Source organism: Methylophilus sp. TWE2 (genome assembly GCF_001183865.1).
Classification (GTDB): domain Bacteria; phylum Pseudomonadota; class Gammaproteobacteria; order Burkholderiales; family Methylophilaceae; genus Methylophilus.
In genome coordinates this window covers 1,074,692-1,091,202 of the sequence record NZ_CP012020.1, presented here as the reverse complement: position 1 = coordinate 1,091,202, position 16,511 = coordinate 1,074,692, and the positions used below count along the sequence as shown (strand labels likewise).

Sequence of the window (16,511 nt, the reverse complement as noted above, 5' to 3'; positions counted from 1 at the left end):
AGAATGTGATGCTTAAACAATGGATATTGACTACCACTCTGGTGTTGTCATTTTTCTCATCCGCCGCCAGCTTTGCCGACGAAATCACCATCCAGCAAGACAATCATGGGGTGGACTATGTGACGGGAGGCATAGGCTCGGAAGAAGTTGAAGCCATGGAGTCGTTTAAAAAACAATTTAACCTTTACTTTTTGTTTTCGGAAGGTAAAGTCGGCCGTGTCATTGATGACATTAATATCAGCATCAGTGACAGCAAAAACCAACCAGTATTTGCGCTAGAACATGCCGCACCAAGACTCTTATTGAATTTACCCAGTGGCAAATATCAGGTGACAGCCAGCTACCTAGGCAGTGAGCAGCGTTATCGCTTTACACACGATGCAAAAAAACACCAGCGCATAATCCTTAACTGGAAGAACAAAATTGATGAGGATACGCTAGAAACTACGACTGAAGAAGCTACTGACGCAGGCTCTCCTGCTAAGGAAACGCCTTAAGCGACTTTTAGCCGCCGACAATCGCAGACTGACGCAAGTCAATACAAAAATACGCTAATGACATTGGCTTATGTCTGCGTTTATAGGCGGTGTAAATAGAAGTTAGTTTTTTCAAGCCCAGGCCGCCATAAATTGTTGCCAGTGCTCACCACTGTAGCCCGCCAAAGTCTCTCGCACCAACGCGATTTCAGCTGCATAACTGGCTTCATTCAAGTGACCTCGCATTTTCAAAAAACGTAGATACACCAGATGCGTGTTGGCGACATCGGTTTCACAATAATCACGAATGGCTTTTATTTCTCCCTTAACAAAAGCCTGCCACACCTTGCTGCCATCCATGCCAAGCTTGCCCGGGAAGCCGCATAGCTGGGCTATTTCATCAAGCGGCGCATTGGCACGGCCACTGTACATGGCCAGGACATCCATCAAATCCAGATGACGCATATGGTAGCGGCTAATATAGTTGTTCCATTTGAAGTCTTTGTCATCTTCGCCCAAGTCCCAATAACGGGGGGCGGCAATGCCGTGCACCATGGCCCGGTAATGCAACACAGGCAAATCAAAGCCCCCGCCATTCCAGCTCACCAGGTTAGGCGTATATTTTTCAATGCCATCAAAAAAGCGCTGGATAATCTCGGCCTCACTCGAATGTTCATCGCCGAGCGTCCACACGCGGAACTGGTTACCCTCGCGCAAGGCGCAAGAAATCGCGCATATCCGTTGCAAATGATGAGGCAGGAAATCAGTGCCATTGTGCTGACGGCGCTGGTGAAAAGCGATATTCGCGACATCCGTATCGCTTAGGCTGGCAGGAAGATCATGCAACTGGCGAATGCCGTCCACATCCGGAATCGTTTCAATATCAAACACCAAACTCAGCATGACCAAACCTGTATAAAAAATGGGGTTTTAAAATAACACAGCCCCACAACTTATACCAGACACGTAGATTGTGTGATGATTTTGTATAAAAAGAACGTGCTTTGTATCAACGGATACAATCCAAAGCCATTTGTATCAACATATACATTTAAACTACTGATTTATAATGGTTTTTTGTGTTTTTTCATGCCTTAAAAACAGGTCATCACGTCTTAAGCTAAGGATGTTCAGTCAACACGTTGCATTGCCAGGGAGCAATCGCAGCAGCCCTGAACATTTAAAAACTTTACGGAGCACTCATCATGACATCAATCAGTTCAATCAGTAGTAATAACAATATTCAATCATTGTCACAGGTAGGCCAGCGCAATGGCATGCAACCTCCTCCGCCACCGCCTGACGGCGAAGGTCATGGTAAGGATGGCGGAGGTTTATTAGGAGCCATTGACTCAGCACTTAAAAGCGCTGGCATTGAAGGCGGTTTGGAATCCATTTTCGGAAAATCTGGCACGAGCAGCACCAGCAGTACCACGAGCGCTGACGGAACTGAAACAATAGAGAGCAGCGACAGCAGCAGAGATGCCGCCAGTGCTTTAAACAGCTTTTTACAAAACCTGATGAGTGCGTTGCAATCGCAAGGGACTGACACCAGCAGTGAGAACAGCACTGAGGCATCGAGTACGGTCGAAGCCAGCGCTACTCAAGGCATGCCCCCACCACCTCCTTATGGCGGACATGGGATGGAAGGCAAATTGCAAAGCCTAATTTCATCCTTAACGCATAGCAGCAGCGAGAGTACTTCTGACACATCATCTGATAGCAGCAGTGACCTGGAAAACAGCTTCCAGTCACTTGTCAGTACACTGGGAGGGAACAGTGAGAACACTAGCCTGAGTGGCTTTCTGCAAGCATTGTCTTCCAGCATGCAACATCACGGGCCAGTAGGCAATGTGGTGAGCACTACTGCTTAACGAGCGGATGCATCTCAAAAGCAACTATCACATTAGGTGGTAGTTGCTCCTTGACCTCAATATTAAGCAAATTCCAATTGCAAAATATCTGTTTCAGAGTCTTCATCCAGCCATTCTGCAGGTGCTTTATGCAACCGGATTGGTGTCTGCATTTCTTCCCCATCAAAGGTCAGAATCGCATAACTGACCTCATTCGGGGATTCCATGGGTGTGAACTTGGCAAAGCCGAAATTGGCATTCCGCATCACTTGCCAGGCACCGTACGGTTCAGCATATTCCGGCTTTGAAAAATAATGAGCGATTTGTTTGTCAGTGGCTGATTTGAGCGCGCAGTCCTCTTCACGCGACAGTACCGACCAGCGGTAATCCAGACCATCCGCAATTGGCTGCAATTGCATCAGATACCAATGCACGTTTTCACGCACGAGTTGGATCAATGATCGTACCCGACCCGTATGATGATTCAGGATGTAATAAATCCCCAGGTCTTGCTGATGAATGCTTTCACCCAGTCGGGGTAGAACGAAAAGATTAGTTGGCACAACGGACTCCTTTCATTGGGACACGCACTTAAACCGTATGCAATGAACATGCCTGAAACTGAAATCGAAGGTGTTTGCTACGTTGTTTAACGAATTAAAAAACCTCTTCAACCTCGACATTCACTCAGGATAGTCAACAGTTATCTTAGTCTGAAATCGCCAAGCTGTTGTTTTACCTGCTTATTTACGTACCCACCCTCCATCGCGCTGCACAAACCAGCCCGGTTGCGCTTTATCAATCCAACGCAGGGCAAAGGTACGTTGTATTTCCCCTTCCCATTCAGGGTGACCATTTGCGACAGCAATCCCGTGATAGAGCTGGACACGGTCCATATTTTCGTCTTTGACCAGCGCTGCCAGCGCACTGCGTTGGGACAATGGCACCAAAGCAGCGTCTTTGACCGCAACAAAACCCTCAGCGGTCAACCCAACTGCACCTGATTGATAATACTGTAACAATTGGCTATGCCGGTTTTGCATAGTGGCTTTTACCGCAGCTACCGCGGCTGTATTGACATCCAAGTCGGCGGCAGCGTGTGCAGGGAGTATCATCACCCCCCACAAAAGAAGACCTAACACCCCTTGTTTTAAGATGTGATAGCCATGATGCAAAAATAGTTGCAATACACGTGACCTGGCCTGGATTGATTGCATCAATATATTCATGGCGTTGGCTCCTGACCCACAGTGGGCGTGACAGGGGTGGCTGAAGGCATCACAGGGGAAGCCGCCGGGACTGAAGGCTGAGTTGGGACAGGCGCTGTAGAGGTCGCAGGTGCCTGCCAGATTTCGTCAATCACTTTGTCTGCCGCTTTTTCTGCGGCGGCAGCCGGGAAATAAATATTAATGGTGACACATGCGTTCAGGCCCGAGATTGCCAACAGTAAGCTGGCTATACGTAGACAGCGCGGATATATGTATTTTTTCATCACGGCCAGATTCAATTCTGATTCCTTTCCGGCAAACAATTTTCACTCTCTAAACCAAAGCCTAGGGCCTGTTAACGCTATTTCAGTTGCCGCTGCTGTAGAGCATTTATTCGTTCCGCAAGGCGGAAAGAGTCCAGGAATAGATTTGGCGTAGCTGGCTACATAAGCGATTGACAACGTAGCGAAGCGAATCAATGACTCCAGCCCGCAGGGTTGCCTCTGTCATCAGCGCTCTCCGCGTTGTTCGGCGCTTGTTGGGAATACCAAACTGCGCTTTTCACGCCTTGATGCAATGATGACAGAGGCAACATCGACAATTGAAATAGCATTAGCAGGCCCTAGTCAATAATGACTTTACTATTGCTATCTGTCACGCGTTGCATGCGTGCCAATACATCTTTCCAGCTAACGTATTGCGTATAACCATTCACGTTGACTGATGGTGCACCTTTACCTTTCACAATCACGAATCCGCCAGGAATCTGGTCCACCCCCCCCATTTTGCAAATATCCCCGCGCAACTGGCAACTTAAGCCTATTTTTTCATAACCGAACTCTTTAAAAAATCTCAAAAAGGTACGCTGCAAAGCTGCTGCCGTCCCTTCACCGCCAAGAGCCGTAATGTTTTCGACCGCTCGTTGCGAGATTTTTTTCTCAAAGGGGCCATCCGCAGTGCGTACAAAAGCATCCATGTAGACGGGTTTCCAGCTCTGCAGGCGTAAGTCCTTGATATCACCCTCAAGTTTGCCGCTGATAGAGCCAAAGTTAAAGGTGCGCGTAATTTCACCTAAGTCGATATCGCGCATAGTGAAATTGGCATGTAACTTAGGCACTGCGCCTAAAGGATCATCAATATCCAGGTCGGACATGCCGATCATGCCATTAAATAATTGAAACTGCATGTCGCCTGCCATACGTAATTCATGATTGGCATAAGTGACCAACGGAACAGAGCCCGACATCTGGCCGCGCATCACCGGCCAATCCAACGCCTGGCTAAAGCTGGACATGCTGATAGGCTGCATCGCCATTTTTACGTGCCAGACCATGCTTTGATTGATCCAAGCGGCTGAAATATCCTGAAAATCCAACGCACCATCCAAAATCGGTAGCCGCATACTGGGGGAAGTGATCGAATAACGGTTCACTTCGGCTTGCCAGCGGGTTTCACCAAGAGGGACTTTCAGAACATGCCCGGAACGGTAACCCACGGTAATTTGCCGGGGATGATCATAATCCCAGGGAATATCCGCATTAAAATGCGCAAAACCAAACTTGCCGGCCTGCTCTTCTACGCTGGCATCAGTAATACTGAGATGAAATTTAAGCGGCTGCAAACCTCTGGCTTCAAACAACCAGTCTGCTTTGCCAGACACTTTTAAATGCCCAAAGGCCGAGTTGGGAATCAAGGGCTGGATAAACGCCTGATACACGCCGTTGAAATCCACCTCATGTGCAACCACTTTTAAAAACTCAAATTCTTTGCTGACGAGGTTGAAGCGGCTCTGGCTCTGCAAGGTACCGACGCCTTGCAGCTCGAGCGTAGATTGTTCGATATCAATATAAGGCTGGCGGTAGAAACCGCGGATTTCAAACCGTTTGTTGCCGTCGGCAAAATAAAACGGTTGCCAGAACAACTCGCCCTGTTGCCACTGGAACACCCCTTGCCAGCGCCAGCCACCTGCCTGCTCATGTGCAGAAATATTGACCTTGCCTGTCAACTTTTCCCCAGCATGCAAGCCGGCTGCATCACTAAACTTTGCCTCCTGAACTGACAGCTCAAGATCAACACCCCTGGTTGCAAGGCCTTGCTTATCCTGATCCTTCCAGGTGGGCGTGACCAGTACATCAAAAGGCACGTGTGAACGCGCATCCTGATAAAGACCATCTTCGCATCGCCAGGTTTGGACAGTTGGCTGCCCAGGGATCTGGCAGTTGAGGTGAAAGGTTCCCCACACCTCATCCTGTAGCGTTTTTACCTCAGCATAAAAAGCCAACACCGGCTGGCCGGTTTGTGGCCGTAGGTCAAGGAGCACCCTGGGTTGGCGCACTTGGTAAGGTTGCATTTGCAACCGGTCAGAGGTCACCAGCAGGGTTGGTCGCGCGCCTAGATCAAGCCGGATATTGGGTTTGTCTATACTGGGGGGATGTTCACTGACAGAGCTGCTGGCCTCTCTGAACTGCAAACGGTCTGCATGCACCTGTACATGCTTCACATTCAAATTGACGACAGCATGTGGCTTATCAAGCTGAAAGAGGTCACTGGAAATACTGTCTGCACTGAGGCTGATCTCGGTCATCGCACAGACTGGCAATGACCAGGCGAGCAACATCAGCGTCCAAATACGCATCAGCCTGGAAACACTCCGGTAGACAAGTAACGATCACCACGGTCGCAAACGATGCTCACAATCACGGCATTATTCACTTCTTTGGACAGTTGCAGTGCCGTGTATAAGGCGCCACCACTAGAGATGCCGGCAAAAATACCTTCTTTGGCTGCCAGCTTGCGCGTGGTGTCCTCGGCATGCTTCTGACTGACATAACGCAATTCGTCTACACGCTGGAGATCATAGATGGTTGGCAGATACTCCTCTGGCCATTTACGGATACCAGGAATCTGCGCGCCCTCTTCAGGCTGTACGCCAATAATCTGGATTTGCGAGTTTTGTTCCTTGAGAAAACGTGAGGTCCCCATAATCGTACCCGTTGTCCCCATACTGGAAACAAAATGCGTCACCCTGCCTTCAGTATCACGCCAGATTTCAGGTCCGGTCCCTTCATAGTGAGCCAGCGGATTGTCCGAATTACCAAACTGGTCCAGCACAATGCCTTCGCCCTCAGCCTGCAACTTGAGTGCTACATCACGCGCCAGCTCCATGCTACCGTCTTTAGGTGTGAGCACCAGTTCTGCGCCATAAGCTTTCATACTTTGCCTGCGCTCAACGGACTGGTTTTCCGGCATGACCAGTACCATTTTATAGCCACGCATGGCCGCCACCATGGCCAGGGCAATGCCGGTATTACCACTGGTTGCCTCAATCAGGGTGTCACCAGGCTTGATCTGTCCCCGCTCTTCGGCGCGCAGGATCATGCTGTAGGCTGGCCTATCCTTGACCGATCCCGCCGGATTGTTACCTTCCAGCTTGAGCAATATGGTATTGCTGGGATTAGGATTCAGGCGTTGCACAGCGACCAGGGGCGTATTGCCGACAAAGTCATCCAAAGTTTTAAATGGTTTCATAACAGTTTTGATGTTTCTTGTTTTCGCACAGAGCTAGGCTCTTGTACCCAAATATTATGAGGATACACCGAATGAATTGATTAAAAGTCATACACGCAGCCGCTTAATATATGTAAAATTCCAGTGTTGTTCGTGAGTTAGCTGGTGAAGTACCAATTTTACATAAACTACCCCCATCACAAAAATAATAATTGCCGAGGAAACCGGATGTTGAAAAAATGGATTGGCAAACTACTTGTCGTCATGGTGCGTCCGCTCAGACTCTTTCCAGCGCTCGCAGAGGCCGACAATGTCCGTTATAAAGTCATTTTCCTCAACAATGTATTCACCTTTGCCGGCATCGTCTCGATCACCATGGGTTTCTTCCGATGGAACCAGCAACCGTTCCTCGGCGCCATAGACCTCGTGTTTGGTGGTATCGCTTTTGCATTGCTGTGGATACTGCATCGCTATAAAAAGAACATAGAACTCATTTCCAGCATTGCCTTGTGGTTATGCTTTGTCCAATTCTTGACGGTGTTTTTCCTCGCAACGGACAGTCAATCACGTAGCGCTTTGTTACTGTTGATTTTAGCGGCTGCTTTTTACCTCAAAGGCCGCGTGACTGGTTATTACATGTTAGCTATCCTGCTGGCATTGGTCGCCGGAAACCACCTGATTCAAATATTCCCTTCCGAGTATAACAACCTGGATATCCTGAGCCTGGGTTTTTACCTGCTGGCACAGTTTTTCATTATCCGCAATTATGAATGCTTGCGTGAATCGCAAACCAACCATTTAAAAGCGCTTAATGTTGATCTAGAAGCGTTGGTAAAACAGCGGACCGACCAACTGGCCGTGGCCAATACAGCACTGGAGTTTGAAAAAGAGAATCTGAAAAAACTCTCCAGCACCGACCACTTGACTGGCCTCAGTAATCGCCACCACTTTGAAACCGTCTTTGCCGAACATACGCCTGTTACTAACCGCAGAAAAATTACTGACGCACTTATTTTGATAGACATCGACCACTTTAAAAAGATCAATGACACGCATGGCCATGTATTGGGTGATGTCGTGATCCAATCCGTGGCGACCTGCATCAAGAAAAATAGCCGAATTTCAGATATTACCGTCCGTTGGGGCGGCGATGAGCTGATCATTTATGCTCCCCGCACCACCCTCAAACAGGCGACACAACTGGCAGAAAAGGTGCGGCATCAGATCAACGCCATGCATATTCCAAGCGTGGGTAGCATTAGCATCAGTGCTGGCGTTGCCGTGTTGCATGCAGGTGACACCCTCTCGCAACTTCTGCAACGCGCAGACCAGGCCTTGTATCAAGCCAAACAGGCTGGGCGTAACAATGTGTACGCTGGAACTCTGGACTAAACGCCTACAATTCTGTACCTTGCTGTGACTTTTTTATTTTTGTTGTAGTAATAATGTTTAGAAGTGCTGTTATTGTCTTTGTTTTCACCTGCCTGCCATGCATTTTTGGCCCTACACTGCATGCCGAACAGTGGCAAACCGTACTAGGTCGCGAAAAATTTCTGACGATCTCTGTCGACCTAGACTCCTTGCAAATAGGTCAACTCGACGACATGATTTTCTTCAAATTACGCGCCGACGATCATGACGACACTGTAACCACGCGTTTTGTACAAGCCTCCTGCAGCGAGTTCTCAATGGAAGTCGAACGTGAATCCGTGTTCCATAAGTCTATCCAGACAGTTGAACTCTTGGATTGGAAGAACGACCAGTCACTGGTTCATCATCCTGAGTTTGCACAGTCACGGCTTTCTTTCTGGGGGGTGACTCAGGCGTATGGACAAGCCATTTCCCTCGCTTGCCGCCGTGCAGGCAATCACGCCCCTGAGCGCCTGCAAATATTACAACCAGACAACTGTGCACCGACAAACCCTTTACGCAAGGTCGCTTGCGCCAGCCACCCTAGCTGGCGCGCCAATTACAAACTGTATTTTTCGCGTTCACATGATGTGATTCATAACTGTGGTATTTCAGAAGACCGCATGACCAAGCAGGCCGCCTGGCTACTCAAAAGTGTCATGCGTTGCCAAAGTGAAACCTGCGGTAACGAGATTCTGGAAAATTGGATTCACAAGCGAGGGCAAGATATTGCCAAGGTCATTCACATGCAAAAAAACTCCAATATTGCCTGGAGTGCACCCACGCAATCCGCCCCGTTATGCGAATCTCTCAACCAGGCCGACCAGGCCATCGCCAGTATGCAAACTGAAGAGATTTATGCCAAGGCCAAGTACATGGGCTGCCTGAAACGTGAGACAGCGAAATTGCGCGCAGCTCATACGCCCAAAGAAACACTGTCGCAACAGGCAGAACAACTATGCGAAACGCAATTTCAAGAGTGGCATGATGCCATTACAAAACAATCTGCCATGCTCGACTAACTGAAACCAGCCGCGGCTGGCTCATGTGTTAGTGACTGCAACGTCGCGCGCGGAAAAGGAAGATAGCGTACAAGCCAAACAGCGTAAAACTGATCAAACCGAGTTGCGGCAAGGTCAGTCCGAGGAAAGTCCAGTCAATGGCAGCGCAGTCACCTGTGCCGCGAAACACCAGTGTCAGTGCTTTTTTAAGCGGGAAGTTTTCAAACATATAGTCAAAGCCGACGCCACAATCGGCAATGATGTCTTCTTTATGCGCCTGTAGCCACCAATGGCGAATGGCCACGCCAACACCACCCAACGCCGTGAATACTTCTACCAGCGCCAACCCGGCATGCAGCCATGACTTAGGAGAAACAAACGCGTGCAGCAAGAACACCACACCCAGGCTCATGAAAATAATACGCTGCGAGATACATAGAGGACAAGGTTCCAGCTGGTTTTGTACCTGTATGAATAGAGCCAGTGCGACAATACCGAAACCAGCCAGAAATCCAAGCACATAGCCACCACGACCTTTAAACCACTGACACATTGCACCCTCCTGCACGTTTAATGAAGCCCAGATTGTAATAGATAACGCGCATATGATGCTGCTAGATGGAATAACGTTCCTTGATTTCAATCACGCTTATGAAGAAGTGGGTATGATATCTGCCTGCTGCATGGCAGACTTTTGTTTCACTTCATGATGTTTTTTCTTGTAATACCGGGCGATCCGTTTCACATAATCACGGGTTTCCGGGTAAGGGGGGATACCGCGATACTTGAGGACCGCATTTTCCCCCGCGTTATAGGCGGCGGCTACCAGCTCGACATCGCCTTTGAAATACGCAATCAGCCAGCGCAGGTATGACAACCCACCTTTGATGTTTTGCTCGGGATCATAAGCATCTTTGACATGGAACCGGGCTTGCGTCTCAGGCATTAACTGCATCAATCCCTGTGCCTTCTTGCGAGAGGTGGCTTTAACATTAAAGCCTGACTCCACCGCAATCACCGCCATGGCAAAATCAACGTCCACTCCATACACTGGCGCATGTTTCTTCACGAGTTGGTACACCGGACCACGCTTGCGGAACAGTATCTGGGCAACAGATTGTTCCTGTTTTTGCATACAGGCAGGCAGCTTTGCTAACTCGGGGTTACCAGGTTCCTTATCCAGCCATTCCATGGCATCTCGGTGCCCTTGTATCGCAGCCAGTCTGAAAAAACGAGCCGCAATATCATGATTGACCTCTACACCTTTGCCCATGCTGTAGAACCAGCCCATGGCAAATTGGGCGTCAGGATCATGAGACTCGCCTGCAAGCGCACAATAATGGGCATGCGCTTGCTCATAGCTATTGAGCCCAAGCGCATTTTTGGTACCAGTTGCCAGACTGACCTGCAGTTTGATGAACTGTTTATAGGCATCATTGTGAACTACTGATTGCTCACGACTGTAATGTACAACCGGTTCTGTGGTCTGAGGAACAGGCGCACTCTGGACTTCAACCTCCGCCAGGGGTGGCTCGGCGACCTCGTCTTCAGCATGTGCCAAATTTGATGCGAGCACGATGTACCCCAAGCACAAGAAAGCGCCGGGCATAGCAGACAGATGTTTTTGTAATGGCATGAATGTCACCATAAAAGCATTGCGCCTATTAGGCATGATAATAGATATCTTTATCTCCTACTTTATTGAAGGACTCACAGGCACCGCTAAAGTGCCATTGTTAATAAGTAAAAATGTTCAGAAACGTAAAAATCCAGCATATCTCATTGTTTTAAAAGACAGCTGCCTGTCATATCCCTCAAAAACATAGCCAAACAGTCTTACGCTGTTGGATAATGCATGGCTATGACTAGCTTGTTATCGACGTCCCCAAAACAAATCTTGAGTGTCAGCGACCTGACGCGACTGACGAAAGAGCTGCTGGAAACCAGCTTACCTCTGTTCTGGATCAGTGGTGAAATCTCCAATTTCACGCGTGCAGCCAGTGGCCACTGGTATTTTTCCCTCAAGGACGAGCGGGCACAGGTTCGCTGTGTGATGTTTAAGGGCCGTAACAGCCTGGTAGGCGCGACTCCTCGGGAAGGTGACCGGATTGAAGCGCGGGCAACGGTGACGCTGTATGAAGCACGTGGCGACTTTCAACTGACCATAGAGTTTTTGCAACCAGCAGGCCTGGGCAGCTTATACGAAGCGTTTGAGCAACTGAAACAACGCCTGCAAGCGCAAGGCCTGTTTGATGTATCGCGAAAAAAAACCATCCCAGCCAATCCACAATGCATAGGCGTCTTGACTTCACCCGATGCGGCAGCGTTACGCGATGTATTGACGGCCATCCGCCGCCGCTACCCCAGCATGAAAGTCATCATTTACCCTACGCCAGTCCAAGGCAAAGGATCGGCCGAACAGATTGCACAGGCGATACAATTGGCCGACCAGCGTCAGGAAGTCGATACGCTGCTGATTTGCCGCGGTGGCGGCAGCATTGAGGATTTATGGTCATTCAATGAAGAAGTGGTTGCACGTGCAATCGCCGCCTGCCGCCTGCCCACCATTAGCGGCGTGGGTCATGAAACCGACTTCACCATTGCCGACTTTGTGGCAGACCTGCGTGCAGCAACGCCAACGGCGGCGGCTGAACTGGCTTGCCCTGACCAATCACAATTGCGCCAGCAAGTGGAACAATCACGGTTACGCCTGATGCGCGCCATGCAATCGCTGTTACGACAGCAAGCGCAAACACTGGATTACCTGTCGCGCCGCCTACTGTCGCCTGTGCAGCAGTTGCAACAGCAAAAACAGGCGTTACGTCAATGGCAGCATCGCCTGCAATTGTCTATGCAACAATCTCTGCAAACGCATCGCCGCAAACTAGAGCACTGCGCCACCAGCCTGCAACAACTGAATCCTCACCAGGTGCTGGCACGCGGTTACGCCATCGTACAACAACTAAACGGCCATGCCGTGACTGATGCCAATCAATTGGTGGCTGGCGAAAACTTACAGTTAACATTGCATAAAGGCCAGGCGCAGGTGGTGGTCACGCAAACCCAAGTCAACAAGAAATAATCTTCTGCAAATAGTTTTGTGAAGCCCAAGCTTGTCGCTTAATCTCCAAAAAATGCGTAATGAAGTCGAATATTTCTGTCAAAACCTGTTATTTCTGTCAAAGTTTTTGGTGAAGCTTTAAAATTGACCGATAATAATTGTTTGTCTTCAGCTGTTCACACAATGGACCATACAAAGAATCAAGCGGCGCTCCATACCATGGCCCTCGCCGCACTTGGTGTTGTTTTCGGGGATATTGGCACCAGCCCCCTGTATACGATGAAGGAAGTGTTTGCTGTGGGCCATCACCCACTGTTGCTGACACAAGACAATGTCTATGGCATTTTGTCCCTGATCACCTGGGCTTTGCTACTGATCGTCTCCTTCAAATATGTGGCATTTATCATGCGCGCAGACAACCGTGGCGAAGGCGGCATCATGGCTTTGCTATCACTGGCCAGCCGTTATGCGGGCGGTGACCCTGACCAGCGCAAGCGCATCATGATGCTCGGCATTATCGGTGCTTGTATGTTTTACGCAGACGGCATGATTACCCCGGCCATTTCTGTTTTATCCGCGGTGGAAGGGCTGGAAGTAGCCGCACCACAACTGGATAGCTGGATCGTCCCCATCACACTGTGCGTGCTGTTCGTCTTATTTTGGGCGCAAAGCAAAGGGACCGCCGTGGTTGGTGCATTCTTTGGCCCGATTATGTTGACCTGGTTTGCCGTACTGGGCATTTTGGGTGCCATCAATATCAGCCACCACCCGGAAATTCTCAAAGCCTTAAGTCCCGCCTATGCCTTTCTGTTTTTTTATACCCAACCAAAAATTGCCTTTATTGCCCTGGGCGCAGTTGTTTTAGCGGTCACAGGGGCTGAGGCACTCTATGCCGACATGGGCCATTTTGGTCGAAAACCGATCCGCCTGGCCTGGTTCCTGTTTGTACTCCCTGCCTTGATTTGCAATTACTTTGGTCAGGGCGCATTGATTCTGGCCGAACCTGAAGCGATTCAAAACCCGTTTTACCATTTGGCACCCGACTGGGCTTTGTTCCCCCTCATTATCCTGGCCACGCTGGCGACCGTGATTGCCTCGCAAGCGGTGATTACGGGCGCATTTTCTGTGTCACGTCAGGCTTTGCAACTGGGCTTTATTCCCCGTATGCACGTGGCACATACCTCAGAAAAAACCGAAGGGCAGGTATACATGCCCCGAGTGAATTGGGGCCTGATGGTTGCTGTCATGGGCCTGGTCCTGATTTTTGGCAGCTCTGGCGATCTGGCGGCCGCTTACGGTATCGCCGTGACTGGCGATATGGTGATTACCACCTTGCTCGCTGCCGTCGTTTTCCATCATTTGTGGGGCTGGAGCAAACTTAAAACCGCCAGCCTGATTAGCATCTTCCTGGTGATCGACCTGTCTTTCTTCTCTGCCAACATCCTCAAGATTCCGGACGGTGGCTGGGTGCCTTTACTCATAGGTCTAATTATTTTTACGCTGATGCGCACCTGGAAAACGGGCCGCAGGTTGCTGTATGGCACCCTCAAGTCAGAATCCATGGAGCTCATCCCTTTTATTCAGGCGATAGGCGCGCATCCCCCTGCCCGCGTCAATGGTGTCGGCGTTTTCATGACCCCAAACCCGGATGGCGTCCCGCATGCCTTGCTGCACAATCTAAAGCATAACAAAGTGCTGCATGAAAAAATGATCATCCTGACGGTGCGTTTTGAGGACTACCCCTACACCAGCCGGGAGGAGCGTGTATCAGTGGAAGTGTTGCCATATGGCTTTTATCGCCTCACCCTGCGTTATGGCTATATGGATGAGCCTGACCTGCCGAGAGATCTGGCGCTCACAGAATCTTTTGGCCTCAGCCTGGATACCATGGATACGTCCTTCTTTATCGGCAAGGAAATCCTGATTGCCTCAGATAAACCAGGCATGGCCTTCTGGCGCAAGAAGATTTTTATTGGCCTGTTCCGCACAGCGGAAACCATTACCAACCAGTTCAATCTCCCGCCCAACCGGGTGGTGGAACTGGGTTCACAGGTCAAAATCTAATGCAAAAATATTGGTGCGACTTAGCTAGAGCCTGTTAGCAGAAAGGAAACCGTATGTTCAATATCAAACTCGTCTCTGTGGCTGCCGCATGCGCGTTACTCACTGCCTGTGCCACCACAACCAACAATAGCGTTTCAGGTGTGCAACGTAGCCAGCTCTTGCTACTGCCATCGGCCACGGTAGACAAGATGTCGGCGCAATCGTATACACAAACACTCCAGGACGCCCAAAAGAAAAGCACGCTAAACGCAGATAAAGCGCTTTTGAATCGCGTCACCACCATTTCGAACCGGCTGATTGCGCAAGTTGGCGTATTCCGCCCAGATGCGACCAAATGGAAGTGGGAAGTCAATGTAGAAAAAAATGACCAATTGAATGCCTATTGCATGCCAGGTGGCAAAATCATGGTGTTTTCTGGCCTGGCGGATAAACTCCACGCGACAGACGACGAACTGGCTGCAGTGATTGGCCACGAAATTTCCCACGCGCTGCGCGAACATGGCCGCGAACGCATGTCACAAGCCTATGTACAGCAGTTTGGTTTGCAAGCACTCGCAGCGTTTGTTGGTGGTACCGCAGGCAATATGGCGGCACAAGGTGCAAACATGGGTAGTCAGCTACTGTTTGCTTTACCAAATGGCAGGGAACAGGAACGCGAAGCGGATCGCATGGGTCTGGAACTGGCCGCACGAGCAGGCTACAACCCCGAGGCCGCTGTCAGCCTCTGGAAAAAAATGATGGCAGCCAGCAAGGATGCACCGCCCGAGTTCTTAAGCACCCACCCCTCCAGCGAGAACCGCATCAAGGATCTGCAAGCACTGACACCCAAAGTCATGCCGCTTTACTTAGCTGCAAAAAACAAATAAACCTCTACTTGCAGGGGTCATAGATATCTGCGGCCCCTGATCCATCGAAATTAGGTTAAAATTTCGGGTTTCACTGTTATTTAACTGAATCAATTAGAGAACATCATGGATCCACGTCAAAGCATTATTGAAGCGGCTTTTGAAGACCGCGCCAACATCAACCCGGCCAATGCACCAGCAGATATTAAAGCCACCGTGGCTTCAGTGCTGGACGATTTGGATGCAGGCAAACTGCGTGTCGCTACACGTATCGGCGATACCCAGCAATGGGAAACCCATCAGTGGATCAAGAAAGCCGTGTTGCTGTCTTTCCGTCTCAAAGACAACTACTTGATGGATGACGGCGTGACCCGCTACTTTGACAAAGTCGATCCAAAATTTGCCAACTACACTGAAGAAGACTTCAAAGCGGGTGGTTTCCGCGTCGTGCCTAACGCCATTGTGCGCAAAGGCTCTTTCATTGCCAAAAACGCAGTGTTGATGCCTTCATATGTCAACATCGGTGCTTATGTAGGTGAAGGCACCATGGTGGACACCTGGGCGACCGTGGGTTCCTGTGCACAGATTGGTAAAAACGTGCACTTATCAGGTGGCGTAGGCATTGGTGGCGTACTGGAGCCAGTACAGGCTGGCCCCACGATTATTGGTGACAACTGCTTTATCGGCGCACGTTCCGAAGTGGTTGAAGGTGTAGTGGTAGAAGATAACTGCGTGATTTCTATGGGTGTCTATATTGGCCAGTCGACCAAGATTTATGACCGTGAAACCGGTGAAGTACACTTTGGTCGCGTGCCTGCAGGCTCAGTCGTAGTATCAGGCAACCTGCCTTCCAGCGATGGCAAATACAGCCTGTACTGCGCTGTGATCGTGAAAAAAGTCGACGCTAAAACACTGGGCAAAGTCGGTATCAACGAATTATTGCGTGGTGTGTAAGGTTTAAATACTCGTACTGGGAATCGCTCTCGTATCACCGCTCAAGTTATGGGCATATCGGGTCGATATAAGAGTGATTCTCATCATCCGCTTTTGTGGTAATCGTATCAAGTATGGAGAAATAGCAGGCAA

16 protein-coding genes are annotated in these 16,511 nt (G+C 49.6%); 8 read left to right on the top strand and 8 right to left on the bottom strand.

Features of this window, described 5'->3' with window-relative positions; translation table 11 throughout:
* Positions 1-8: 8 nt before the first annotated feature.
* Positions 9-497 (top strand): hypothetical protein, encoded by a 489-nt coding sequence (locus tag ACJ67_RS05285; RefSeq protein WP_049638170.1) that lies wholly within the window; start codon positions 9-11, stop codon positions 495-497.
* Positions 498-608: 111 nt separating this feature from the next.
* Here the strand turns inward: ACJ67_RS05285 and ACJ67_RS05280 are convergent, their stop codons facing one another.
* On the bottom strand, positions 609-1,379 hold the full coding sequence (locus ACJ67_RS05280; protein ID WP_049638169.1) for a 3'-5' exonuclease: 771 nt from the start codon (positions 1,377-1,379) through the stop codon (positions 609-611).
* A gap of 302 nt (positions 1,380-1,681) precedes the next feature.
* On the opposite strand from ACJ67_RS05280, the gene ACJ67_RS05275 reads away from it, so the two are divergent.
* On the top strand, positions 1,682-2,350 hold the full coding sequence (locus tag ACJ67_RS05275; protein ID WP_049638168.1) for a hypothetical protein: 669 nt from the start codon (positions 1,682-1,684) through the stop codon (positions 2,348-2,350).
* A 62-nt stretch (positions 2,351-2,412) separates the two neighbouring features.
* On the opposite strand, the gene ACJ67_RS05270 is transcribed toward ACJ67_RS05275, so the two are convergent.
* The 5 genes from ACJ67_RS05270 to cysM form a co-directional block, all read right to left on the bottom strand.
* The gene (locus ACJ67_RS05270; RefSeq protein WP_018985758.1) at positions 2,413-2,892 is read right to left on the bottom strand and encodes a hypothetical protein; all 480 of its coding nucleotides are present in this window, start codon (positions 2,890-2,892) and stop codon (positions 2,413-2,415) included.
* Between the two features lie 180 nt (positions 2,893-3,072).
* Entirely contained in the window at positions 3,073-3,558 is a 486-nt protein-coding gene (locus tag ACJ67_RS05265; protein ID WP_197080670.1) for a YdbL family protein, read from the bottom strand.
* Positions 3,555-3,821 carry a hypothetical protein gene (locus ACJ67_RS05260; protein WP_049639790.1) on the bottom strand — a complete coding sequence of 89 codons (267 nt, stop codon included), beginning with the start codon at positions 3,819-3,821 and terminating at the stop codon, positions 3,555-3,557. Before ACJ67_RS05260 ends, ACJ67_RS05265 begins: the two co-directional genes overlap by 4 nt.
* Before the next feature lie 338 nt (positions 3,822-4,159).
* Positions 4,160-6,172, bottom strand: a complete 2,013-nt coding sequence (locus ACJ67_RS05255) for a hypothetical protein (protein ID WP_049638167.1) — start codon at positions 6,170-6,172, stop codon at positions 4,160-4,162.
* Entirely contained in the window at positions 6,172-7,065 is an 894-nt protein-coding gene (cysM, locus tag ACJ67_RS05250; protein ID WP_049638166.1) for a cysteine synthase CysM, read from the bottom strand. The genes ACJ67_RS05255 and cysM overlap by 1 nt, the downstream gene beginning before the upstream one ends.
* A gap of 207 nt (positions 7,066-7,272) precedes the next feature.
* On the opposite strand from cysM, the gene ACJ67_RS05245 reads away from it, so the two are divergent.
* Entirely contained in the window at positions 7,273-8,436 is a 1,164-nt protein-coding gene (locus tag ACJ67_RS05245; RefSeq protein WP_049638165.1) for a GGDEF domain-containing protein, read from the top strand.
* A gap of 53 nt (positions 8,437-8,489) precedes the next feature.
* On the top strand, positions 8,490-9,476 hold the full coding sequence (locus ACJ67_RS05240) for a hypothetical protein (protein WP_197080669.1): 987 nt from the start codon (positions 8,490-8,492) through the stop codon (positions 9,474-9,476).
* Between the two features lie 28 nt (positions 9,477-9,504).
* Here the strand turns inward: ACJ67_RS05240 and ACJ67_RS05235 are convergent, their stop codons facing one another.
* Positions 9,505-10,008, bottom strand: coding sequence for a disulfide bond formation protein B (locus tag ACJ67_RS05235; RefSeq protein ID WP_049638164.1), 504 nt, complete (start codon positions 10,006-10,008; stop codon positions 9,505-9,507).
* A gap of 96 nt (positions 10,009-10,104) precedes the next feature.
* A complete protein-coding gene (locus ACJ67_RS05230; RefSeq protein WP_231587261.1) occupies positions 10,105-11,031 on the bottom strand; it encodes a lytic transglycosylase domain-containing protein in 927 nt (308 codons plus the stop codon).
* Positions 11,032-11,316: 285 nt separating this feature from the next.
* On the opposite strand from ACJ67_RS05230, the gene xseA reads away from it, so the two are divergent.
* The 4 genes from xseA (at position 11,317) to dapD (ending at position 16,379) form a co-directional block, all read left to right on the top strand.
* On the top strand, positions 11,317-12,537 hold the full coding sequence (xseA, locus tag ACJ67_RS05225) for an exodeoxyribonuclease VII large subunit (protein WP_049639787.1): 1,221 nt from the start codon (positions 11,317-11,319) through the stop codon (positions 12,535-12,537).
* A 162-nt stretch (positions 12,538-12,699) separates the two neighbouring features.
* A complete protein-coding gene (locus ACJ67_RS05220) occupies positions 12,700-14,580 on the top strand; it encodes a potassium transporter Kup (protein WP_049638163.1) in 1,881 nt (626 codons plus the stop codon).
* Positions 14,581-14,633: 53 nt separating this feature from the next.
* Positions 14,634-15,446 carry a M48 family metallopeptidase gene (locus tag ACJ67_RS05215; protein ID WP_049638162.1) on the top strand — a complete coding sequence of 271 codons (813 nt, stop codon included), beginning with the start codon at positions 14,634-14,636 and terminating at the stop codon, positions 15,444-15,446.
* A gap of 105 nt (positions 15,447-15,551) precedes the next feature.
* Entirely contained in the window at positions 15,552-16,379 is an 828-nt protein-coding gene (gene dapD, locus ACJ67_RS05210; protein ID WP_049638161.1) for a 2,3,4,5-tetrahydropyridine-2,6-dicarboxylate N-succinyltransferase, read from the top strand.
* Positions 16,380-16,511: the final 132 nt, after the last annotated feature.